Annotated in this window: 20 protein-coding genes and 1 tRNA gene; 14 read left to right on the top strand and 7 right to left on the bottom strand. The window is 41.1% G+C overall.

The genetic code is table 11. From position 1 onward, the window contains the following. Window positions 1-86: 86 nt before the first annotated feature. Window positions 87-221, bottom strand: coding sequence for a hypothetical protein (locus ACKWCA_RS23180; protein ID WP_413980628.1), 135 nt, complete (start codon window positions 219-221; stop codon window positions 87-89). 164 nt (window positions 222-385) lie between these two features. Here ACKWCA_RS23180 and ACKWCA_RS23175 point away from each other — a divergent pair, with 164 nt between their 5' ends. The 4 genes from ACKWCA_RS23175 to ACKWCA_RS23160 are packed head-to-tail and all read left to right on the top strand — an operon-like array spanning window position 386 to window position 2,678. Next, window positions 386-979, top strand: a complete 594-nt coding sequence (locus tag ACKWCA_RS23175) for a Crp/Fnr family transcriptional regulator (protein ID WP_413980627.1) — start codon at window positions 386-388, stop codon at window positions 977-979. Between the two features lie 53 nt (window positions 980-1,032). After that, on the top strand, window positions 1,033-1,677 hold the full coding sequence (locus ACKWCA_RS23170; protein ID WP_413980626.1) for a hypothetical protein: 645 nt from the start codon (window positions 1,033-1,035) through the stop codon (window positions 1,675-1,677). 12 nt (window positions 1,678-1,689) lie between these two features. Next, window positions 1,690-2,142 carry a DoxX family protein gene (locus tag ACKWCA_RS23165; protein ID WP_413980625.1) on the top strand — a complete coding sequence of 151 codons (453 nt, stop codon included), beginning with the start codon at window positions 1,690-1,692 and terminating at the stop codon, window positions 2,140-2,142. A gap of 5 nt (window positions 2,143-2,147) precedes the next feature. Next, the gene (locus ACKWCA_RS23160; protein ID WP_413980624.1) at window positions 2,148-2,678 is read left to right on the top strand and encodes an NADPH-dependent FMN reductase; all 531 of its coding nucleotides are present in this window, start codon (window positions 2,148-2,150) and stop codon (window positions 2,676-2,678) included. Between the two features lie 315 nt (window positions 2,679-2,993). Here the strand turns inward: ACKWCA_RS23160 and ACKWCA_RS23155 are convergent, their stop codons facing one another. After that, window positions 2,994-3,437 carry an MBOAT family O-acyltransferase gene (locus ACKWCA_RS23155; protein WP_413980623.1) on the bottom strand — a complete coding sequence of 148 codons (444 nt, stop codon included), beginning with the start codon at window positions 3,435-3,437 and terminating at the stop codon, window positions 2,994-2,996. Window positions 3,438-4,241: 804 nt separating this feature from the next. On the opposite strand from ACKWCA_RS23155, the gene ACKWCA_RS23150 reads away from it, so the two are divergent. The 10 genes from ACKWCA_RS23150 to ACKWCA_RS23105 all read left to right on the top strand — a co-directional run bounded on the left by ACKWCA_RS23150 (window position 4,242) and on the right by ACKWCA_RS23105 (window position 13,081). Next, window positions 4,242-5,465, top strand: coding sequence for a sulfite oxidase (locus ACKWCA_RS23150; RefSeq protein ID WP_413980622.1), 1,224 nt, complete (start codon window positions 4,242-4,244; stop codon window positions 5,463-5,465). Next, window positions 5,462-5,923, top strand: a complete 462-nt coding sequence (locus ACKWCA_RS23145; RefSeq protein ID WP_413980621.1) for a monoheme cytochrome C — start codon at window positions 5,462-5,464, stop codon at window positions 5,921-5,923. Before ACKWCA_RS23150 ends, ACKWCA_RS23145 begins: the two co-directional genes overlap by 4 nt. Window positions 5,924-5,927: 4 nt before the next feature. After that, on the top strand, window positions 5,928-6,824 hold the full coding sequence (locus ACKWCA_RS23140) for a sterol desaturase family protein (protein WP_413980620.1): 897 nt from the start codon (window positions 5,928-5,930) through the stop codon (window positions 6,822-6,824). Between the two features lie 50 nt (window positions 6,825-6,874). Then, window positions 6,875-6,958 (top strand) — tRNA-Leu (locus ACKWCA_RS23135). 326 nt (window positions 6,959-7,284) lie between these two features. Beyond that, window positions 7,285-8,184 carry a MerR family transcriptional regulator gene (locus ACKWCA_RS23130; protein WP_413980619.1) on the top strand — a complete coding sequence of 300 codons (900 nt, stop codon included), beginning with the start codon at window positions 7,285-7,287 and terminating at the stop codon, window positions 8,182-8,184. A 20-nt stretch (window positions 8,185-8,204) separates the two neighbouring features. Then, complete coding sequence (locus ACKWCA_RS23125) at window positions 8,205-9,674, top strand: phytoene desaturase family protein (RefSeq protein WP_413980667.1); 1,470 nt, start codon at window positions 8,205-8,207, stop codon at window positions 9,672-9,674. Beyond that, window positions 9,671-10,510: a phytoene/squalene synthase family protein gene (locus tag ACKWCA_RS23120; protein ID WP_413980618.1), complete on the top strand. Its 840-nt coding sequence runs from the start codon at window positions 9,671-9,673 to the stop codon at window positions 10,508-10,510. The genes ACKWCA_RS23125 and ACKWCA_RS23120 overlap by 4 nt, the downstream gene beginning before the upstream one ends. Before the next feature lies 1 nt (window position 10,511). Beyond that, window positions 10,512-10,958 (top strand): sterol desaturase family protein, encoded by a 447-nt coding sequence (locus ACKWCA_RS23115; RefSeq protein WP_413980617.1) that lies wholly within the window; start codon window positions 10,512-10,514, stop codon window positions 10,956-10,958. 10 nt (window positions 10,959-10,968) lie between these two features. Next, the gene (gene crtD / locus ACKWCA_RS23110; RefSeq protein ID WP_413980616.1) at window positions 10,969-12,435 is read left to right on the top strand and encodes a 1-hydroxycarotenoid 3,4-desaturase CrtD; all 1,467 of its coding nucleotides are present in this window, start codon (window positions 10,969-10,971) and stop codon (window positions 12,433-12,435) included. A gap of 1 nt (window position 12,436) precedes the next feature. Continuing rightward, window positions 12,437-13,081 (top strand): carotenoid biosynthesis protein, encoded by a 645-nt coding sequence (locus tag ACKWCA_RS23105; protein WP_413980615.1) that lies wholly within the window; start codon window positions 12,437-12,439, stop codon window positions 13,079-13,081. A gap of 45 nt (window positions 13,082-13,126) precedes the next feature. Here the strand turns inward: ACKWCA_RS23105 and ACKWCA_RS23100 are convergent, their stop codons facing one another. The 5 genes from ACKWCA_RS23100 to ACKWCA_RS23080 form a co-directional block, all read right to left on the bottom strand. Next, complete coding sequence (locus tag ACKWCA_RS23100; RefSeq protein ID WP_413980614.1) at window positions 13,127-13,726, bottom strand: TlpA family protein disulfide reductase; 600 nt, start codon at window positions 13,724-13,726, stop codon at window positions 13,127-13,129. Window positions 13,727-13,782: 56 nt separating this feature from the next. Further along, window positions 13,783-16,056 (bottom strand): aconitate hydratase, encoded by a 2,274-nt coding sequence (locus tag ACKWCA_RS23095; protein ID WP_413980613.1) that lies wholly within the window; start codon window positions 16,054-16,056, stop codon window positions 13,783-13,785. Window positions 16,057-16,228: 172 nt separating this feature from the next. Next, a complete protein-coding gene (locus tag ACKWCA_RS23090; protein WP_413980612.1) occupies window positions 16,229-17,182 on the bottom strand; it encodes an AAA family ATPase in 954 nt (317 codons plus the stop codon). Window positions 17,183-17,186: 4 nt separating this feature from the next. Beyond that, window positions 17,187-18,638, bottom strand: a complete 1,452-nt coding sequence (locus ACKWCA_RS23085) for a peptidylprolyl isomerase (protein WP_413980611.1) — start codon at window positions 18,636-18,638, stop codon at window positions 17,187-17,189. Beyond that, a complete protein-coding gene (locus tag ACKWCA_RS23080; RefSeq protein ID WP_413980610.1) occupies window positions 18,622-19,509 on the bottom strand; it encodes a peptidylprolyl isomerase in 888 nt (295 codons plus the stop codon). The genes ACKWCA_RS23085 and ACKWCA_RS23080 overlap by 17 nt, the downstream gene beginning before the upstream one ends. Between the last annotated feature and the right edge of the window lie 98 nt (window positions 19,510-19,607).

Genomic DNA, 19,607 nt, shown 5'->3' with positions numbered 1-19,607 from the left:
TACTTTGAAAATACTAATTTTAACTTTTTGATTATCAAACCATTAGAAAGATAGTTCGAGCCCCAGCCAGGTCACTAAAGGTATTTTTAATCACGGTCGATGTACTTGGATTTTTTATGCCCTATTGTCGAAGCGAGAAGTTTACCCTGAGCACAGTCGAAGGGAGCTCCAGCCAGGTCACCGAGGGTGATATCATCCGAAACCAAAAGCTTGCTAATCATGGAATTAGCAAGCTTTTATGTTTTTACAGAATTCATTTGTTTAGTATTGATTAATCCGATAAGGCGACATTCCAACTACATTCATATTTGATGATTATATAAATAGTGAACTTTTTAATCCGGAAGGAATTCTTTAAATTAAATTCGTATAAATACGGCAGGAATTGAATTTTAAAGAATCACATCTTCTAATACTAACTAATGTATCTCGGTTTATCGATTTATCCCAGCTAGAAAAGCAGAAATACATCTCTTTACTGACTGAAGTTAAAGTGGAGAAGAAAGATTTCCTTTTGCAGGCAGGCGAGGTTGCTAAGTATGAATATTTTATAACCCATGGATGCCTAAAAGTATATACCATAGATGACGATGGCGCACCTCATATTTCAATGTTCGCCATTGAAGATTACTGGACTGGTGATTTGTCTAGTTTTATGACCAAAGAACCTTCAAGGTATTATATTAAAGCAACCGAACATTCAGAACTTTTAGGAATTTCTAGAGCAAGCTATGATTTATTGTTTCAAGAAATTCCAAAATTTGAAAGATTCTATCGCATGTTATATCAAAAGTCCCTAATAAGTTATATCAGACGCTCAAACCAAGGAATATCCCTAACCGCGGAAGAAAGATATATTGATTTCAAAAAGAAATATCCACAACTGGTGAGTAGGATCACTCAAAAAGATTTAGCGGCGTACATAGGAATTACTCCAGAATTTATGAGTAAAATCATCTCAAAAGTCAATCGAATGTAAAAGTCTTAAACTAGTTCATTTTTTTTCACCCATTCCAATCGGAATTTTGAAGTGTGAAAAAAATAAGAATCATATCTGGAGTATTTATACTTGGTTTAGCAAGCACTTTACAAGCACAATTTACCCAATTAGAACTGTTTTCAGGTTTTGATAAAACAGACTTCACTTTACTCTCCAGTTATTCAATTAACGACAGCAATACCTTAAGCATCGCTACTCTTGCCTTTTTCCAGAAATTTAGAGAAAAAGAAAATCAAATTTTTGATGAAGCAGGGGTACAACCCACATTATTCTGGAACGCTAGCAAGACTATTGCCATAGGCCCGTCTCTATACTACAATAGTTTTGGAGGGTTCTCAGAAAGGCTTTCGGCTAAGTTCACACTGAAAAATTCAAGGGGTTTACTGGTGGTCATTCCTACAGTCGCATATTCAGAAAAAAAAGATGCCAGTCTCGCCGAAGTATTTGCCCAATTTCAATTGCAAACACCATTAAGTGAAAGGATTTCTTTGTGGTTAAATGGACAGTTTTTAACTGTTTGGGATACGTTCAAAACGCATTCCAGAAGCTTCCAACAACTGCGTTTAGGCGCATCTTACAAAGGTCATCAACTCGGTATCGGTTCAGACTTTGACCAATATGGAACTAATCCTATAACACAATCAAACTTCGGATTGTATTACCGTAAAACATTTTAAACCCTATACATTATGAAAAATTCATTTAAAAAATTAGTAACAACGCATCCTAATTCAGGATACAGTATTGCACGTTTAACCCTTGGTTTGGTACTATTTCCGCATGGTGCTCAAAAATTATTAGGGCTCTTTGGCGGTTATGGCTATTCAGCTACTATTGAAATGTTCACAACACAAATGGGTCTGCCTAGCGTGGTGGCATTTTCTGTAATAATAATCGAATTCTTTGGTGCCGTCGCCCTAATCATTGGTCTTTTCAGTAGGTTCTGGGCACTCTCATTCGTCGGAATGTTCTTGGGTATCATATTCACAACGCAACTTGAGCACGGATTCTTTATGAATTGGTTTGGAAACCAGGCAGGAGAAGGTTACGAATATTCTTTGCTAGTTATTGGTTTAGCACTAACAATACTAGTAAACGGAAGTGGAAAATGGTCAATTGATTCTAAACTCTCAAAAAAGTAATACATATGAAAAAAGTAGTCACCATAGTAGGTAGTAACAGTCAAAATTCAATAAACAAAATGCTTATGGTATATGTTTCTAATCTCATAGAAGATGTAGAAATCATACCTATCGATTTAAACGATTACATTCTGCCAATATACGGTGTTGATTTTGAAGCGGAGAATGGCATACCCAGGGCTGTAAAAAGATTAGATGAAATAATCAATACAGCAGATGCCTTTATTATTGCACTAGCAGAGCATAATGGTTCTTATGCCGCAGTGTTTAAAAATACCATCGACTGGCTATCACGTTTAAATATGCAAATCTGGAGAGAGAAGCCTATGTTATTAATGACAACCTCCCCTGGAGCGAGAGGAGGGGCAACCGTACTACAATCAGCAAGCACCTATTTTCCATTTATGGGAGCAAAAATCATAGAAACGTTTTCGCTGCCGTCTTTTTATGATAACTTCAAAGAAGGCAAAATCATAGAAGAGAATTTTAGAAAGGAATTGGAAGATAAAAAAGCGAAATTTTCCAAAGAACTTTAAATAATACTATGAGAGAGAAACTCAATAATGAACAATGGATTATTTCTTTAAAGAATGAATATGATTACCGGTGAGCTTTAACATTCGTAGTAGTTTTTTCAATTGGCCAGCACCCCCATTTTAGTTCCATTAGCATCTTAATTTCAGGTTGCGAAAACGTTTGGCGTTCTTTTTGGTTGTATTGTCCTCAACAATACCATAAGGTGCTACATCATTGATTACTACTATAAATCACCACTAATTATTTTTGGATTCTTTACCACATTCTTCAAAAAATAAAGTCGTAGCTTTTCCTTTTCCAAGGCGATACTGTCTTTACAAAGTGAAAAGGAGCTTCGCCAATAAATAACATACCGAAATTACAACCAAATATAGCAGTGCTTTAAGCAGAAATGGCAACTTTCTAAGTGAAATATTCGCATAGCTCTCCAATACTACTACACAAGCCATTATACCAAACCATACCGTAATGATAAAAGACCCTTGACCTGTTATAAGGTATACTGCCAGATCATGAATCCCACCCGAAACAAGAAATGTTGCGACAAGGGCAACTTTCTCCGGAATAATAGTTCGCAAAGGTCTGTAAACAAAGTATCTCAAATAGTAGCTCCAAATAGGATTCCAATACCTCCAAAACGAAGAGAATGAATTCGCTCCTAGAGCATTACGAAGCATATTCCGCAACGATTTGGGATGCCCCAATGGAACCTTGTTAATGGATTTCACATAATCGGAAAGACTTCTTGCTTTAGACATTGGCAACGACCTAATACCTTTGTAATTTACTAAAGCCAAGATAAGGGAAAAATGATTTTATTGCGAATCAATACCATTTCCCCTTCCTTCGTTTTCAAACTTGGTTATCTGATTTAGAAACCCGTAGGCCTCATCCACTTGCCTACCTTTATACTGCAACGGCCAGTTGATCCATATTTTGTTTATGCTCTTAGACGAAGTGCACGTAATAGAAGTAATGATCTAGTTTCTAAAACGATGGTAACGATTTCTAAGAAAACGATTATGTTATAGTTTAGCGCTTTCATCAAATCGACATGGAATACGACCTTGAAGAAGAAGAGTCCGACAAAAGGTCCAAAGAACGGACTCGTTTTAATTGTCGGATTGACATTAGACAAACCATATGGAAAAATAGGTCACCATAGCTTTCGAATCCGATAGTGGCCTAAAAGCATATGTAGTTATGATTCCTTCCGACCTTGTCAGTGCCTCTGCCCAACTTCCATTGTCAATGGCATGATATGGCTGCGTATTGCAATAGCAACGCTGGGCAAGGCGCTTTATACTCCGTGACAAGAGGTCGTGCAAGTGCTATTCTGAGTCGCCTATCTTTTTCCATTCTCATCGACAAATAGACTTCACGGGTATGAAAGACCGCTAAGATCCCCTATCAAACTAGTTCAACTTGTTCAGAAAACGATTCCCATTTGGTCATGCTACATCACAACTAATTTCTAGCTAACTTTAGATGGTCAATGTAACTTGGGTTACCAATTTTAAAATACAGTAGAATTAAGTTTATACTTCAAATAACTATTGCCAATGCAGAGAAGAAACTTCGTTAAAAAGACCACACTTACTTCCTTGGCGACCTTATTGGGAAGTCCCATTGTATTTGGGCAACAGCTCCCTATCGGATATCAGCCACTGGGCCTTCAGGAGCCCGATCCCTTTAAAATGTTCAATAAAGATGCGCAAATGGTGCTATTAAATGATAAGCCATGGAATATGGAAGCACAAGCACACCTTCTGAACGACAAGGTGACCCCGAACAAATTCATGTTCATTCGAAATAATGGGAATATCCCCAAAGAAATCGATGTGGATTCGTGGACATTGACATTCGATGGGGAATCGGTTACCCAAGAAAAAACCTTTACCCTGAAAGAGCTCAAGACAAAATTCAAACAGTACACGTATCACTTGACCTTGGAGTGTGGCGGAAATGGTAGAAGTGAATTTGATCCTCCGGCCAAAGGAAACCAGTGGACGGTCGGTGCGGTCTCTTGTGCAAAATGGACCGGAGTGCGACTGAAGGATGTTTTAGAAGACGTAGGAATAAAAGAAGATGCGGTTTATGTCGGATATCATGCTACGGATACCCATCTCAGCAATGACCCCACCAAAGAGCCTATATCAAGAGGTGTGCCCATTGAAAAAGCGATGCAAGAAGAGACCCTCATCGCTTTCCAAATGAACGGTGAAGCGATTCCGTTGGCCCACGGATTTCCGCTGCGGTTGATAGCTGGCGGTTTTCCTGCTTCTGCCTCCGGGAAATGGATCGATCGGCTAAGCATCAGGAATATCGTCCACGATGGCCCCAAAATGACCGGAACGGCCTATCGTGTGCCTTGCACACCAGTGGCCCCCGGAGAAAAAGTAGCGGATGAGGATATGTGTATCATTGAGTCGATGCCCGTCAAATCGTTGATCACCTACCCCAAAACTGGTGCGATTCTTCAAAAAGGAAAAAAGTTGGACATCAAAGGTCATGCTTGGGCCGGAGAACTTAAAGTGACCCAAATGCAGTATTCCATTGACTTCGGTAGTACTTGGAAAGCCTGTCAATTGCAACAGCCTGTCAATCGGTTGGCCTGGCAGCACTTCAGTGCTACCATCGATTTTCCAAAAGAGGGGTATTATGAGGTTTGGGCCAGAGCTACGGATGAAAGAGGAAAGGCACAACCCATGTTGTTACCAGGATGGAATCCGAAAGGGTACTTGAATAACGCATGTCACAGAATCGCGGTAAAAATCAGCTCATGAGTCCATCTAGAAAAAAGACTGCCTTAGTCGTCATCGTTGTACTAATTTTAGTAATGCTCTTTTTCGTATTTAAGAATAGTTTTTTTAGGCCTCATGCGGATACAGAAGACTACACATCCCCTACAACAAGTATTAACGACCCGAGCCATCCCGATTTTGATACCGTGGAAAATGGTATTCACTTACGAACCGGTTTTGTTGAAGGTGATGGTCTGCAACTGGTTATCAACAATTGTACTACGTGTCATTCCGCGAAACTGGTCACCCAGAACCGTATGTCAAAAGAGCAATGGAAAGCGACTATCAGGTGGATGCAAGAAACACAAAATTTATGGGACTTAGGAGAAAATGAGGGAGAGATCGTAGACTACTTAGCGACCCACTACGCCCCTACCCAAAAGGGAAGGCGACAGAATTTGGCAGACGTTGAATGGTACACCCTAGACACTGAATACTAATCAAATGACAAAATATATAGAGGCTTTTACCAATTCATTTCTCGGCACTTTAAACTGGACCTGGAAATCTATCTGCTTCGATGTACCATGGTATACCAATTATTTTTGGGGCCTGGTCTTGATTTCACTGCTGGTTTGGTTGCTCGAAATTCGCTTTCCCTGGCGGAAAAATCAATCCATATTCAGAAAGGATTTTTGGTTGGACGCATTTTATATGTTTTTCAATTTTTTCCTTTTTACCATCGTGATCAGTGGCTTCTACAAAGTACTGGAAGTGGCCTTCAAAGACCTCGGACTGAACGCCAAAAGTTTTGCACTGGTTGACCTCTCTAATTGGTCACCGTGGGTTCAGTTATTCGTATTCTTTGTGGTTCTTGATTTTGTACAATGGTTCACCCATATACTATTGCATCGCTTTCCGTTTTTATGGAAGTTTCATAAAGTACATCACAGCGTCAAGGAAATGGGCTTTGCCGCACACCTGCGTTATCATTGGATGGAAAATATACTCTACAAACCACTTAAAACTTTTGGAGTCATGATTTTAGGCGGTTTTGAGCCCGAACAGGCATATATTGTTCATTTTTCGGCCATTACCATTGGTCATCTCAATCATGCCAATATCAAACTCACTTGGGGTCCTTTGAAATATGTATTGAACAATCCGGTAATGCATTTATACCATCATGCCTATCAATTACCAGAAGGGAGATACGGGGTCAATTTCGGCATTAGTTTAAGCATCTGGGACTATATATTCAAAACCAACTATATTCCTGATGATACGGGTACTATTGAACTAGGGTTCAAAGGCGATGACAACTTCCCCAAAGACTTCATTGGCCAGAATATATATGGTTTTCATAAACCTTCTCAAGAACCAAGTAACAAAACGCTCTAGAACATAAAAACTTCAAAATACTTCTAGTATATTTGCAATCCGAAAATTATGCGCACGTGGCGGAATTGGTAGACGCGCCAGCTTGAGGGGCTGGTGGCCATTAGGCCGTGGAAGTTCGAGTCTTCTCGTGCGCACTCAAAGTCAAGCCTGGTGCTTGACTTTTTTCTTTTATACCAACCTCAAAGATAGGTCAAGGAAGTAACTGCCAACATTCCGAAAGTCTCCTAAGCAATTTAAGTCCGTCCACTTTCTTTGTGAAGCAATAACAGATAAAGTACCTGAAATCATAAGCGAAGCTACCCTGCGACCCACACCGAAATCAGCACCGATCCTTTGGTAAAACACCGTCGGTCAGCCCTTGCAAGACTGCCACATACGGGGAGTTTGAGGAAATTTTAACTATAATTCTAAGATTGGTAGCTATTAAATCGTAAATTTGTTTAATCATTACGCGCAAACAATGAACAATGTAAAAAAGTCTTTCAGCATTCGCGATTTAGAAAATCTTTCAGGTATCAAGGCGCATACCATACGTATTTGGGAGAAAAGGTACGGCTTATTGACCCCAGAGCGAACAAGCACAAACATAAGAACCTACAATCTCAGTAATCTGCAGAAGCTTTTAAACGTTACCCTGCTCTACAATAACGGATATAAAATATCCAAAATCGCTAAAATACCAGAAGAAAATGTTCCTTTGATGGTGCGCGAAATCGTGGCAAAAAGCAGTGTTAAGAACCACGCGATAAACGCTTTTAAGTTGTCAATGGTCAATTTTGACCAGACTATGTTCACGAATACCTACAACAGTCTTTTAGCAGACCGATCTTTTAGAGAGATTTTTAAGGAGGTTTTTATACCATTGCTGAACGAGTTGGGTCTACTTTGGCAGACCGATACGATCAGTCCGGCACATGAACATTTTATCACGGCACTAATCAAGCAAAAAATTCTCATCAATACGGAAAAACTTCAAGATCGTCAACCCACGAAAAAGGATAAGGTTTTCGTTCCCTTCCTTCCTGAAAATGAAATTCACGAAATAGGTTTGCTCTACATCAACTACGAAATTACGCTACGGGGATACAAGTCAATATACTTGGGCCAGACAGTTCCCCTAGATACGTTGAAAGACGTTATGAGGTATTTTGACAATCTCGTTTTTCTCTCCTATTTCACCGTAGTTCCCTCTAAGGATAAAATCGATAAATACATTTACGATTTCTCCAAAATGGTTCAAGAGTATTCCAATCCGCGTTTTTGGGTTCTTGGCCATCAAACCCAACATTTGGACCATGGCACTATTCCACACTTTATAAAAACATTCAATTCAATAGAGCAGGTCATCTCCGAATTATAAAAACGCATTGCTTTTAGATGATGAATAAAAAGGTACTAATAATCGGCTCTGGGTTTTCGTCCCTATCGGCTTCCTGCTATCTAGCTAAAATGGGATTCGACGTTTCCGTTTACGAAAAAAACGGGACCGTTGGCGGTAGGGCCAGACAACTCGTGAGAGAAGGATTCACCTTCGATATCGGTCCAAGTTGGTATTGGATGCCCGATATTTTCGATAAATTCTTCGCAGATTTCGGAAAAAGAACAGCCGACTACTACAAGTTAGACAAACTGAGTCCGGCCTATCGTATTTTCTTCGCCGATGATATCATTACCATTGGTGATTCTATGGACAAGATATGTGTGGAATTTGAGCGAATCGAAGCCGGAAGCTCTAAGCACCTACGACAATTCATCGCAGACGCTCAAGAGAATTATGACATTGCCATCAATAAAGTAGTGTTGCGACCGGGCTTGTCCCCTTTTGAATTGGTTACCAAGGAAACGGTACTTAAAGTAGACCAGTTCTTCAAGACCATCAGTGGTCAGGTGCGCAAAAAATTTAAAAACCCTAAGCTAATTTCCACACTTGAATTTCCGGTTTTGTTCTTAGGGGCGAAACCCAGTAATACACCCTCTTTTTATAGTTTCATGAACTTTGCCGATTTTGGTCTAGGCACATGGCACCCTCGAGGCGGAATGTATGAGGTAATCAAGGCCATGCACGCCCTTGCCCTGGAGCTAGGAGTCACTTTTCATTTGAACAGTGCCGTAGACAAAATAAGGGTTGAAAACGGGCAGGTCGTGGGCATTACCACCAATGGAAAAACAATCGAAAGTGATTATGTACTTAGCGGTGCGGATTATCATCACTCCGAAAAACTTTTGGATAAACAGTATCGACAATACAGTGAAACGTTTTGGTCAAAGAAAACATTTGCGCCCTCCTCACTTCTTTTTTATATCGGGTTCGACAAGAAGCTCGTCAACGTAGAACATCACAATCTATTCTTTGATACCGATTTCGAACTTCACGCCCAAGAAATTTATGACCACCCGCAATGGCCATCCGACCCCCTTTTTTATGTCAATTTTCCTTCCATAACCGATCCTAGTATGGCACCAGAAAGATGTGAGACCGGTTTTTTCCTTATTCCAATTGCTCCGGGATTGGAAGATACGCCACAATTAAGAGATCAATATTTTGAATTGATTATTGCAAGGTTTGAAGAGAGAACAGGTCAAAAAGTGGAAAATAATATTATATTTAAAGAGTCCTTTTGTGTAAATGATTTCGTTGAGGAGTATAATTCATATAAGGGCAACGCATACGGAATGGCTAACACGCTCTTACAAACAGCGTTCCTACGGCCAAAATTACAAAGCAAGAAAGTTAACAACCTATTTTTTACAGGACAACTCACCGTACCGGGCCCTGGGGTACCCCCGTCATTGATTTCGGGAAAATTAGTCTCTGAATTAATAGTCAAAGCAAACAGCAAATCAACATGAAAAGTATTTTTGACAACGTCTCCTACAGCTGTAGTAAGATTGTGACCGAATCGTACAGCACCTCGTTTTCACTGGCCACCAAAATGCTGGCCCCATCCATTCGACCGCACATTTATAACATCTATGGGTTCGTGCGCTTTGCGGATGAAATTGTAGATACCTTTCACGCCTACAATAAAAAAGAACTTTTTGACAATTTTGAGTCGGAATTGAAAGCCGCAATAGAAGCTGAAATTAGCCTCAACCCGATTTTGAACGCTTTTCAACATACCTATCACACCTATAACATCCCATATCACTTGGTCGATTCATTTATGAAAAGCATGCGAATGGATCTTACCAAACACGAATATCGCACCGATGCCGAGTACAAGGAATATATTTATGGCTCGGCAGACGTAGTGGGCCTGATGTGCTTAAAGGTATTCGTCAAAGGAGATGACATGCAATACGAAAGCTTAAAAGATTCTGCTATGTCACTCGGTTCAGCTTTTCAAAAAGTCAATTTCCTACGTGATCTAAAGGCCGATTTTGAAGATTTAAATCGCGCCTATTTTCCCCATGCCAACCTAATGGAACTAGACGAAAAGTCGAAGGAAAAAATCGTACAGGAAATCAAATCGGACTTCGCCAAGGGCTATAGCGGCATATTACACCTGCCAGCGGAAGCCAAATTCGGTGTATATACCGCCTACAAGTACTATTATAAATTGTTGAAAAAACTGCAGCGCACCCCTTCAAAGGAAATCAAAAACGCTCGTATCAGGGTACCGAATTATCAAAAGTTTGGACTCTTGGCCAAATCATATGTTAACTATAAATTACATCTAGTTTAAGATGAAGACTTTTCTCTGGATCATTGTTTTTTTTGGAACGTTTTCCATCATGGAATTTATGGCCTGGTTTACACATAAATATGTGATGCATGGGTTTCTTTGGAGTTTGCACAAAGATCATCATCACAAAGACCACAAATCATGGTTTGAACGCAACGACGCTTTCTTTATTTTTTATGCGATTGTGAGCATGTCCCTTTTCTATGCAGGTGCTAATGGTTGGTGGTATGGATGGGCAACAGGCTTTGGCATTCTAGCGTACGGAATTGCCTATTTCTTAGTACATGACATCTTCATTCACCAGCGTTTTAAAATATTCAGAAATGCGGATAACTGGTACGCGAAGGGCGTGCGCCGTGCACATAAAATACACCACAAACATTTGGGCAAAGAAGACGGAGAATGTTTCGGTATGTTGTTGGTGCCATTCAAATATTTCAAAAAATAGATAAACCAGTATGTCCCATGCCATTGTAATCGGTGCTGGTATTGGAGGCATTGCTACTGCGCTACGTTTGCAAAAATCGGGTTATGAGGTTCTTGTTCTCGAATCGAACAGCTATCCCGGAGGTAAATTAAGTACCCTATCAAAAGATGGATATCGTTTTGATCTTGGGCCCTCTTTGTTTACCATGCCCCATTTGGTTACCGAGCTTTTTGAACTTTTTGGCGTAGCCCCTGAAAACTACTTTTCGTACCGTAAAAAACAGACCATCTGTAATTATTTTTGGGAAGATGGATTGCGTTTTATAGCGGACGCCGATCAGGAAGCCTTTATCAGAAATGCTTCTAAAACCTTTGAAGAACCAACAGATTCGTTAAGAGCCTACTTGCTTCAAAACCAAGTCAAATACGACCTGACCTCGGGCGTTTTTTTAGAAAAATCGTTACATAAACTAAGCACCTACCTTTCTAAAACTACCTTAAGTGCATTGGTTCAAATTAAAAAGCTATCGATTAATGAAACCCTGAATGAAGTCAATACCAAGTGCTTTAAAAACCCAAAATTGATACAGTATTTCAATCGGTATGCGACCTACAATGGATCCTCTCCATATCAAACCCCGGGTATTATGTCAATGATACCCGATTTAGAAATGCGTTTCGGCACCTTCTTCCCGAAAGGGGGTATGCATACCATTGCCAAGTCACTTTTCGAGTTAGCAAAGTCTCAAGGGGTTCGCTTTAAGTTCAATGAGACGGCCAAACGAATAAAAGTCGAAAATGGAAAAGCGATCGGCGTTGTATCCGAAGCGAGTGAATACGAAAGTAGTTTAGTGGTGTCCAATATGGACATATATCCTACCTATAAACTTTTACTTAAAGATCAGAAACAGCCAAAAAAAGTACTCGAACAAGAAAGGTCTAGTTCTGCATTGATTTTTTATTGGGGCATCGCTAAGGAATTTCCAGAACTAGATTTGCATAACATCCTTTTCAGTGAATCGTACGCGGCGGAGTTTCGCTCGATTTTCGTGACAAAAGAGCTTCATGATGACCCTACGATCTACATCAATATTACAAGTAAGGAAGAGGCATCGGATGCCCCATCAGGATGTGAAAACTGGTTTGTTATGATCAATGCACCTGGCAATTACGGACAAGACTGGCAGGCCATGAGAAAAAAGGCCAAAGAGATGATCATTACCAAAATCAACAACATATTGAACACTGACATTGAGCCATTGATCCAAACCGAACATATTATAGACCCTACGGGCATTGAAGCAAGTACGAGCTCTTTTAGGGGCGCTTTATATGGAGCGGCCAGTAATAGTAAATTTGCCTCGTTTTTGAGGCATCCAAACTTTTCACGTACCATTAAAAATCTATATTTCTGTGGTGGGTCAGTGCATCCCGGAGGTGGTATTCCCTTATGTCTTTTATCAGCAAAGATCATAGGTGATTTGATCCCTAAGCCTTAAAATGACACCTACGATCCAACTTACGAATAAGCCAGCAATTGCCATTTATGCCATTTGGCTATTTCATATTTCTGGAATACTTGGTATTACACTGGGTTATTTTGATTGGTTTATAGAAAAAACAAGTGTAAACCTTTTAGCATGCCTCATCCTATTTTTTGTATTCTATCCCGTAAGGCGACCCAAACAAATCGCTACTTTTCTGGTCTTTTTTCTTGGTGGGCTATTTGCCGAATGGCTCGGAGTACACTATGGTATCCTATTCGGGGACTACAGCTACGGCTCAAATTTAGGGCTTAAAATAGATGGTGTTCCCCTACTCATTGGAACCTATTGGGGCCTCCTGACCTTTGTGACCGCCGGCATTTTGGATTTCACAAAATGGAACAACGGTTTCAAAATAGGCATTGGAGCAGCCTTGATGGTCATATTGGACTTCTTTATGGAGAAAAATGCGCCGATATTCGATTTTTGGACGTTTGAAGGAAATGGTGCCCCCATTCAAAATTATATGACTTGGTACTTCATTGCCCTTCTTTTTCACGGTATCCTCCGGATAGTAAAAATAGAAGGTAATAGGGTTTTTGCATTGCACATCTATTTAGCGCAACTGCTCTTCTTCGTATTTTTCTACTTCAAATACTGAGACCTGCTTGAAGAGGCAAGAGGCAGCTCATTCAAATAGTATTACCTACTCTGATAGTAGTTTTTCTATCAAGTCATAAACTACACCATTGTCCCAATCGGAAATCGCTGTCTGGTGTATTACAATATGCCCCTTTTTGTCAAGCAAATACGAACCTCCCTCTTTCAATAGTTTTAATGGGCTTGGCTCACCGATAATCTGATACGTAACCGGAAAAGTATACCCTTTTCGCTCCATCATCTCTTCGGGAAATTCACGTTCTTCATTGGTAATGATATAGAACTTCATCTTCGCGCCGTATCGATCATAAAGTTTTTGGATGTCATCGAGTTGTGCTCGAGAAGGAAGATTCCAGGTAGCCCAAAAATTAATAAAGGTCACTTCATTTTGCGCCTCCTTGAAATTGAAAAAACTCCAATCGGCACGTTTCAATTTCCAATCATAGGTGGCGATCTTACCGCGGTTCTCAACACTTATGACCGTGGGTGTCGTGGCAAACAGCTTGTTCAACAACTCTTTACTGAAGTCGCCAAGTGGAGTGACAAAAAACGATAAAATAACGATGATAATCGAAAGGGTATATACCGTGCTTCTTTTCATATAGGATATCGGGTTCTGTTCAAAGCTAAAAAACTCCCAATACATATTGGGAGTTTTGGTATAGAAAAGTAAAATAATTCTTTAAAACTAAAACCTTACGTCTAGGCAGCGTTCTCCCTTTTGATCACATTAAGGGCAGAACCTTCCCTAAACCATCCGATTTGAGCGCTATTGTACGTGTGGTTCGCCTTGATCGTGTCTTTACTTCCATCGGCATGGACTATCTCGATGGTCAAAGGTGTATCCGGCTCAAAATCCGCAATATCGACAAGATTGAACGTATCGTCTTCTTGTATCAGGTCATAATCACTTTCGTTGGCAAACGTGAGGCCAAGCATTCCCTGCTTTTTAAGGTTCGTTTCATGGATTCTCGCAAAAGATTTCACAAGAACCACCGCTACTCCTAAATGCCGCGGTTGCATGGCAGCGTGCTCTCTTGATGAACCTTCTCCGTAATTGTGATCTCCGACAACTACGGATTTAATGCCAGCGTCTTTATAAGCTCGCTGCGTATCGGGCACACCGCCATATTCGCCAGTTAGTTGATTCTTGACGAAATTGGTCTTTTTGTTAAATGCATTTACCGCCCCGATCAAGGTATTATTGGCAATGTTGTCCAAATGCCCCCTAAAACGAAGCCACGGTCCAGCCATAGAGATATGGTCCGTGGTGCACTTTCCAAAAGCTTTGATTAACAACTTCATGCCTTGCAATTGATTATTGGTCATAGGAACAAAAGGCTCTAGTAATTGTAGCCGTTCCGAAGTCGTGCTTACCTTTACCTCTACCCCAGAACCATCGCTATCCGGCTCAAGATATCCCGCATCTTCAACCTCGAATCCTTTTGGTGGCAGTTCCCAACCAGTAGGCTCATCGAACTTCACCTCTTCTCCATTTTCATTAATCAAGGTATCTGTAATCGGGTTAAAATCGAGACGTCCGGAAAAAGCAATTGCGGCCGTAATTTCAGGAGATGCGACAAACGCGTGCGTATTGGGATTACCATCGGCGCGTTTGGCGAAATTTCTATTGAACGAGTGAACGATGCTGTTTTTTGGCGCGTTCTTGGGATCACTGTAGCGGGCCCATTGACCGATACAAGGCCCACAAGCGTTGGTAAATATTTTGGCGCCTAATTGTTCGAAAGTATTCAGGATCCCATCGCGTTCCGCAGTGAAACGCACTTGTTCCGATCCGGGATTGATTCCCAATTCGGCCTTCATCTTCAAGCCCTTATCCAATGCCTGTTCGGCGATGGAAGCGGCGCGTGTCAAATCTTCGTACGAAGAATTGGTACATGAACCGATAAGGCTCCACTCTACCTGCATCGGCCAATCGTTGGCTTTTGCCTTTTCCGTCATTTCCTCACCTACATTGGTCGAAAGATCGGGAGTGAATGGTCCGTTTAAGAGAGGTCCCAGTTTTGATAAATCGATGTCGATAACCTGATCGAAATATGCTTCAGGGTTGGCGTATACTTCGGCATCCGCCGTCAAATGTTGCTTCACGGCATTGGCTGCATCAGCCACATCCGCACGATCCGTCGCACGCAAGTACCGTTCCATTGATTCGTCATAACCGAATGTGGATGTCGTTGCCCCGATCTCAGCACCCATATTACATATGGTACCTTTTCCGGTACAGGAAAGGGATAAGGCCCCCGGACCGAAATATTCTACTATGGCTCCCGTTCCCCCCTTTACGGTAAGAATCTCGGCCACTTTTAAAATAACATCCTTAGGTGCCGTCCACCCAGAAATCGTTCCGGTCAAACGGACTCCGATCAGTTTGGGAAATTTTAGTTCCCAAGCCATGCCGGCCATCACATCAACAGCGTCGGCTCCACCTACTCCAATGGCGACCATACCTAATCCGCCAGCATTTACTGTATGCGAATCAGTACCGATCATCATTCCTCCGGGAAAAGCATAGTTTTCCAAAACTACCTGGTGAATAATGCCCGCTCCTGGTTTCCAAAAACCGATGCCGTACTTATTGGATACCGATTCTAAAAAATCGAATACCTCGGCACTGGTACTATTTGCCATTTTCAAATCGGCCACAGCGCCACTTTTTGCTTGGATCAGGTGATCACAATGCACCGTAGTGGGTACCGCAACTTTAGGTTTACCAGCTTGCATGAACTGAAGCAGCGCCATTTGGGCAGTTGCATCTTGACAGGCAATACGGTCAGGGGCAAAATCAACATAATCTTTTCCTCGGGTAAAGGCTTTGGTGGGATCACCGTCCCAAAGGTGGGAGTATAATATTTTTTCCGAAAGAGTAAGTGGTTTGCCTACTATCTCTCTAGCCTTGTTCACGCGTTCGGCCATATTGGCGTAAACACCTTTTATCATGTCGATATCAAATGCCATTTCTTGTCTTTTTGGATTAACGTAATTCTACGAAATTACTAAAATAACAGGGGCTAATAAAATTTTTAATCGACGATTACGGCTTCTTTGAATAATTGTCAAATCGCTTGTTAAGAATTCATCGAATACCCAATATCAGCAGAGAAAACACATCGAAATAACAATAGTTCGATTATAGAAGTTCGGTGATGATATCTTCTTCGGAAATACCTTCCGCTTCTGCCTTGTAGTTCTTAATGATACGATGACGGAGTATACCCATAGCCACTGCCTTTACATCCTCGATATCTGGTGAGAATTTACCATTGATCGCAGCGTGCGCCTTTGCACCAAGCACGAGGTTTTGGGAGGCTCTAGGGCCGGCACCCCAATCGATATACTGCCTGACGTAGTCCGAAGCCGTTTCTTGATTAGGTCGGGTACTATTCACTAGTTTGACCGCATAATCGACAACGTTATCAGGCACCGGAATCCTTCGGATCAAATGCTGCACTTCCAATATCGATTCAGCGTTCAAAATTGTATCTATACTAGGCACACTATCATCGGTAGTCGCCTTTACGACTTTGATTTCTTCCTCGATCGAAGGATACTTTAGCTCAATAGCGAACATAAAGCGGTCGAGCTGCGCTTCTGGTAGCGGATAAGTTCCTTCTTGTTCTATCGGGTTTTGCGTAGCAAGTACAAAATACGGAAGCGATAACTTGTGTTGTTGACCTGCTATAGTCACGGCTCTTTCCTGCATGGCCTCCAAAAGTGCTGCCTGCGTCTTGGGAGGTGTACGATTAATTTCATCCGCTAGAATGATATTGGAAAACACGGGGCCCTTGATAAACTTGAAGTTTCTATTCTGATCCAGTATTTCGCTACCGAGAATATCGCTCGGCATCAAATCTGGTGTAAATTGTATTCTTTTAAAATCAAGCCCCAGGGTACGTGCGATGGTATTGACCATTAGGGTCTTTGCCAGGCCAGGAACACCGATCAATAACGAATGACCGCCGGTGTAAATGGAGAGTAAAATCTGCTCGATAACGGCTTCTTGACCTACTATGATTTTAGCGATTTCCCGTTTAAGCTCCTGGTGCTTTGAAACCAGGTTTTGAACTGCTGTAACGTCTGACATCTACTTATTCCTTTACCCAGTTATTGGCGAATTCACAATCCCTGTTCTCCTCGTTTACTGTAATGTAGGTGTCTTCAATGTGCTCGTCCATCCATTTTTTAATGGCCTTATACTGCTTTTCCGTTTTGGCAAGTTCCTGGATTTTAATATAATCCTTTGAGAAATCGGCCACGTGTTCGTCATACCGATTTGTAATTTTATAAATCTTGTATTTTGGTCCGCCACCTCTAGGGTCTTCTTCTATAAGGGGATTCGATATTTCATCATCCTTCAGATTTCGAACTTGATTGTACAATTGTGGATCCATACGGGTAAGCTCGAAACGGGAGTCCAGTGTAACAGGATTTCGCAATAATCCACCATCAAATTTGGTCTCTTTCTCGTCGGAGAAATTGAGCGCAGCCTCTGCAAAGGTAAATTTGCCATCGATTACATTTTTTCGAATGCTATCAAGTTCGGACTTTGCCTTGTCCAGCGCTTCCTGCGAAATCTTAGGTTGAATCAAAATATGTCTTAGGTCACGTTCTTGCCCCCTGATCTTCTCGATAAAAATAATATGATAACCCGCATCTGTTTCAAAAGGTTCTGATATTTCCCCCTCTTTTAAACTAAAGGCCACATCCTTGAAATTTTTGTAAAACCCTGATTCTTTGGTAATGCTGTAAAACCCACCTTTCGATTTGGATCCGGGGTCCTCGGAGTACAAGATAGCCTTGACATTGAAACTGGCATCATTATCTTCCACATCTTCCTTAATGGTATTCAACTGGTCGATGACATTTTGCCTTTCCAAATCCGTAGGTTTTGGCTCTTTCACGATTTGCGCAATCTCCATTTCAGAACCAAAAACAGGGCGTTCCTCCTTTGGAATCTTGCTGAAGAATTGCCGCACCTCTTCGGGTGTGATTTCGATTTCCGAAATTATATTCTGCTGCATTCGCTCAGATAGCATGCGCAACTTGTTGATTTTATATAGTTCTTCGCGGAAATCCGCTTCATTTTCCTTTTTATAGTATTTTAAGACCTTTTCCATCGACCCGATTTGTTGAACCAGTGATTGCAATTGCCTTTCACCAGTAGCGTTGACCTCATCATCAGACACCAAAATACTATCTTGTACGGCCTGATGGGCATATAGCCGGTCTTCCATTAGTTTCCCCAATAACCCACAGCGGGTGACGTCTTCGGTGGAAGCCCCTTGGTTACGCAAATCAATCAATGTTTTTTCGATATCGGATTCCAATATCACGTAATCTCCGATAACCGCCGAGATACCATCGAGCTTTATTTTTTTGAAGGTATTGGTAGAATCAGTGCTCGATTGCGTATTGGCCTCGACCATTAAGTCCGTTGCTTCGGCATTCGTATTAGGAATGGAATCTTGCCCTTGTACAGTGAAGGAGAGAAAACATCCTAAAACAGATGCAGTCGCCCATACTTTAATTGTCTTGTTCATATACTTCGAATTCTTTGTCTTTAATTGCTTCATCTATCACCTCTGTTTCCAGTTTTCGAAGGTAATCCAGCTTACGGCGATTTAGAAGTACTTGCTTTATGGTGGGTTCGATATACGTGAGTGGTGCAATGTCATTAATGCCCAAAACCCCAGTGACTTTGGCCAAATATACCCCTAATGTATCCTCCAATTCAAAAAATTGTGATTTCTTTAAGTACTTCGATTGATTGTCGAAAGTCAATGGCGGTATTTCATCGATTACCCTCGAAACCGGCACCCATATGGAATCATTGAAATTCAACTTCTTGAATTGAACCCCTATAGAGTCGAGATAGGCGATATCTTCCTTTTTGAAACTTTTTAGTTTTTGTGTGACCGTTTCTTTATTCAAAAATTGTTTGGGTAGCTCTATGAAGCGAATCTTGACCAACGGTTCCTTCAATCTGAAATTGTTCTTTTCCTTTTCGTACAACGCCCGCATCTCTTCCTTGGTTACGATCGTATCGTTCACTTGCTGTACGAGGGCCTCTTTGTAGGCTCTGGTATACAGGTCATTTCGATAGTCACTTACCAATTCATCGAATCCGGCTAGCTTATCTTCGGAAAGGTTGATCTTGGCTTTGGAAAGTAAGAGCTGTTTTGACGCCCAATTGTTGATGTAATTCGTCACGAAAGAAACACTATCCTCTTTTGAAATACCATTTCCCAATAGAGGGGCAATGTCCTCTTTGTAAAGGTACTTCTCTCCCACTCTGGCGAGGGGTTCTTCACCATTGGTCTTTTTCCACATGGAATCGCAAGAAACAAAAGTGAGAATCAACAAGGAAATCAGACTATACAGAAAATTCCTTTTTTCGGCCAATGAAAACATCCCGCAAAAATAACAAATATCGCATGTTCCGCAAATAAGCGTCGAATCATTAACACATTTTTGGCGTGCTGTTTTCGAATTGCTACATTAGTCAAACA

This window comes from Maribacter corallii (assembly GCF_047345415.1).
Classification (GTDB): domain Bacteria; phylum Bacteroidota; class Bacteroidia; order Flavobacteriales; family Flavobacteriaceae; genus Maribacter_C.
The sequence above is the reverse complement of the archived record's forward strand: the minus strand, read 5'-3'. Positions and strand labels throughout refer to the sequence as shown.

Coding starts and splice junctions, on each gene's coding strand:
- ACKWCA_RS23140 (WP_413980620.1), top strand. CDS start 5,928: ATGACAAAATATATAGAGGCTTTTACCAATTCATTTCTCGGCACTTTA.
- ACKWCA_RS23085 (WP_413980611.1), bottom strand. CDS start 18,638: ATGAACAAGACAATTAAAGTATGGGCGACTGCATCTGTTTTAGGATGT.
- ACKWCA_RS23160 (WP_413980624.1), top strand. CDS start 2,148: ATGAAAAAAGTAGTCACCATAGTAGGTAGTAACAGTCAAAATTCAATA.
- ACKWCA_RS23080 (WP_413980610.1), bottom strand. CDS start 19,509: ATGTTTTCATTGGCCGAAAAAAGGAATTTTCTGTATAGTCTGATTTCC.
- ACKWCA_RS23150 (WP_413980622.1), top strand. CDS start 4,242: ATGCAGAGAAGAAACTTCGTTAAAAAGACCACACTTACTTCCTTGGCG.
- ACKWCA_RS23145 (WP_413980621.1), top strand. CDS start 5,462: ATGAGTCCATCTAGAAAAAAGACTGCCTTAGTCGTCATCGTTGTACTA.
- ACKWCA_RS23180 (WP_413980628.1), bottom strand. CDS start 221: ATGATTAGCAAGCTTTTGGTTTCGGATGATATCACCCTCGGTGACCTG.
- ACKWCA_RS23100 (WP_413980614.1), bottom strand. CDS start 13,726: ATGTATTGGGAGTTTTTTAGCTTTGAACAGAACCCGATATCCTATATG.
- ACKWCA_RS23155 (WP_413980623.1), bottom strand. CDS start 3,437: ATGTCTAAAGCAAGAAGTCTTTCCGATTATGTGAAATCCATTAACAAG.
- ACKWCA_RS23125 (WP_413980667.1), top strand. CDS start 8,205: ATGAATAAAAAGGTACTAATAATCGGCTCTGGGTTTTCGTCCCTATCG.
- ACKWCA_RS23115 (WP_413980617.1), top strand. CDS start 10,512: ATGAAGACTTTTCTCTGGATCATTGTTTTTTTTGGAACGTTTTCCATC.
- ACKWCA_RS23165 (WP_413980625.1), top strand. CDS start 1,690: ATGAAAAATTCATTTAAAAAATTAGTAACAACGCATCCTAATTCAGGA.
- ACKWCA_RS23095 (WP_413980613.1), bottom strand. CDS start 16,056: ATGGCATTTGATATCGACATGATAAAAGGTGTTTACGCCAATATGGCC.
- ACKWCA_RS23130 (WP_413980619.1), top strand. CDS start 7,285: ATGAACAATGTAAAAAAGTCTTTCAGCATTCGCGATTTAGAAAATCTT.
- ACKWCA_RS23120 (WP_413980618.1), top strand. CDS start 9,671: ATGAAAAGTATTTTTGACAACGTCTCCTACAGCTGTAGTAAGATTGTG.
- ACKWCA_RS23090 (WP_413980612.1), bottom strand. CDS start 17,182: ATGTCAGACGTTACAGCAGTTCAAAACCTGGTTTCAAAGCACCAGGAG.
- crtD (WP_413980616.1), top strand. CDS start 10,969: ATGTCCCATGCCATTGTAATCGGTGCTGGTATTGGAGGCATTGCTACT.
- ACKWCA_RS23105 (WP_413980615.1), top strand. CDS start 12,437: ATGACACCTACGATCCAACTTACGAATAAGCCAGCAATTGCCATTTAT.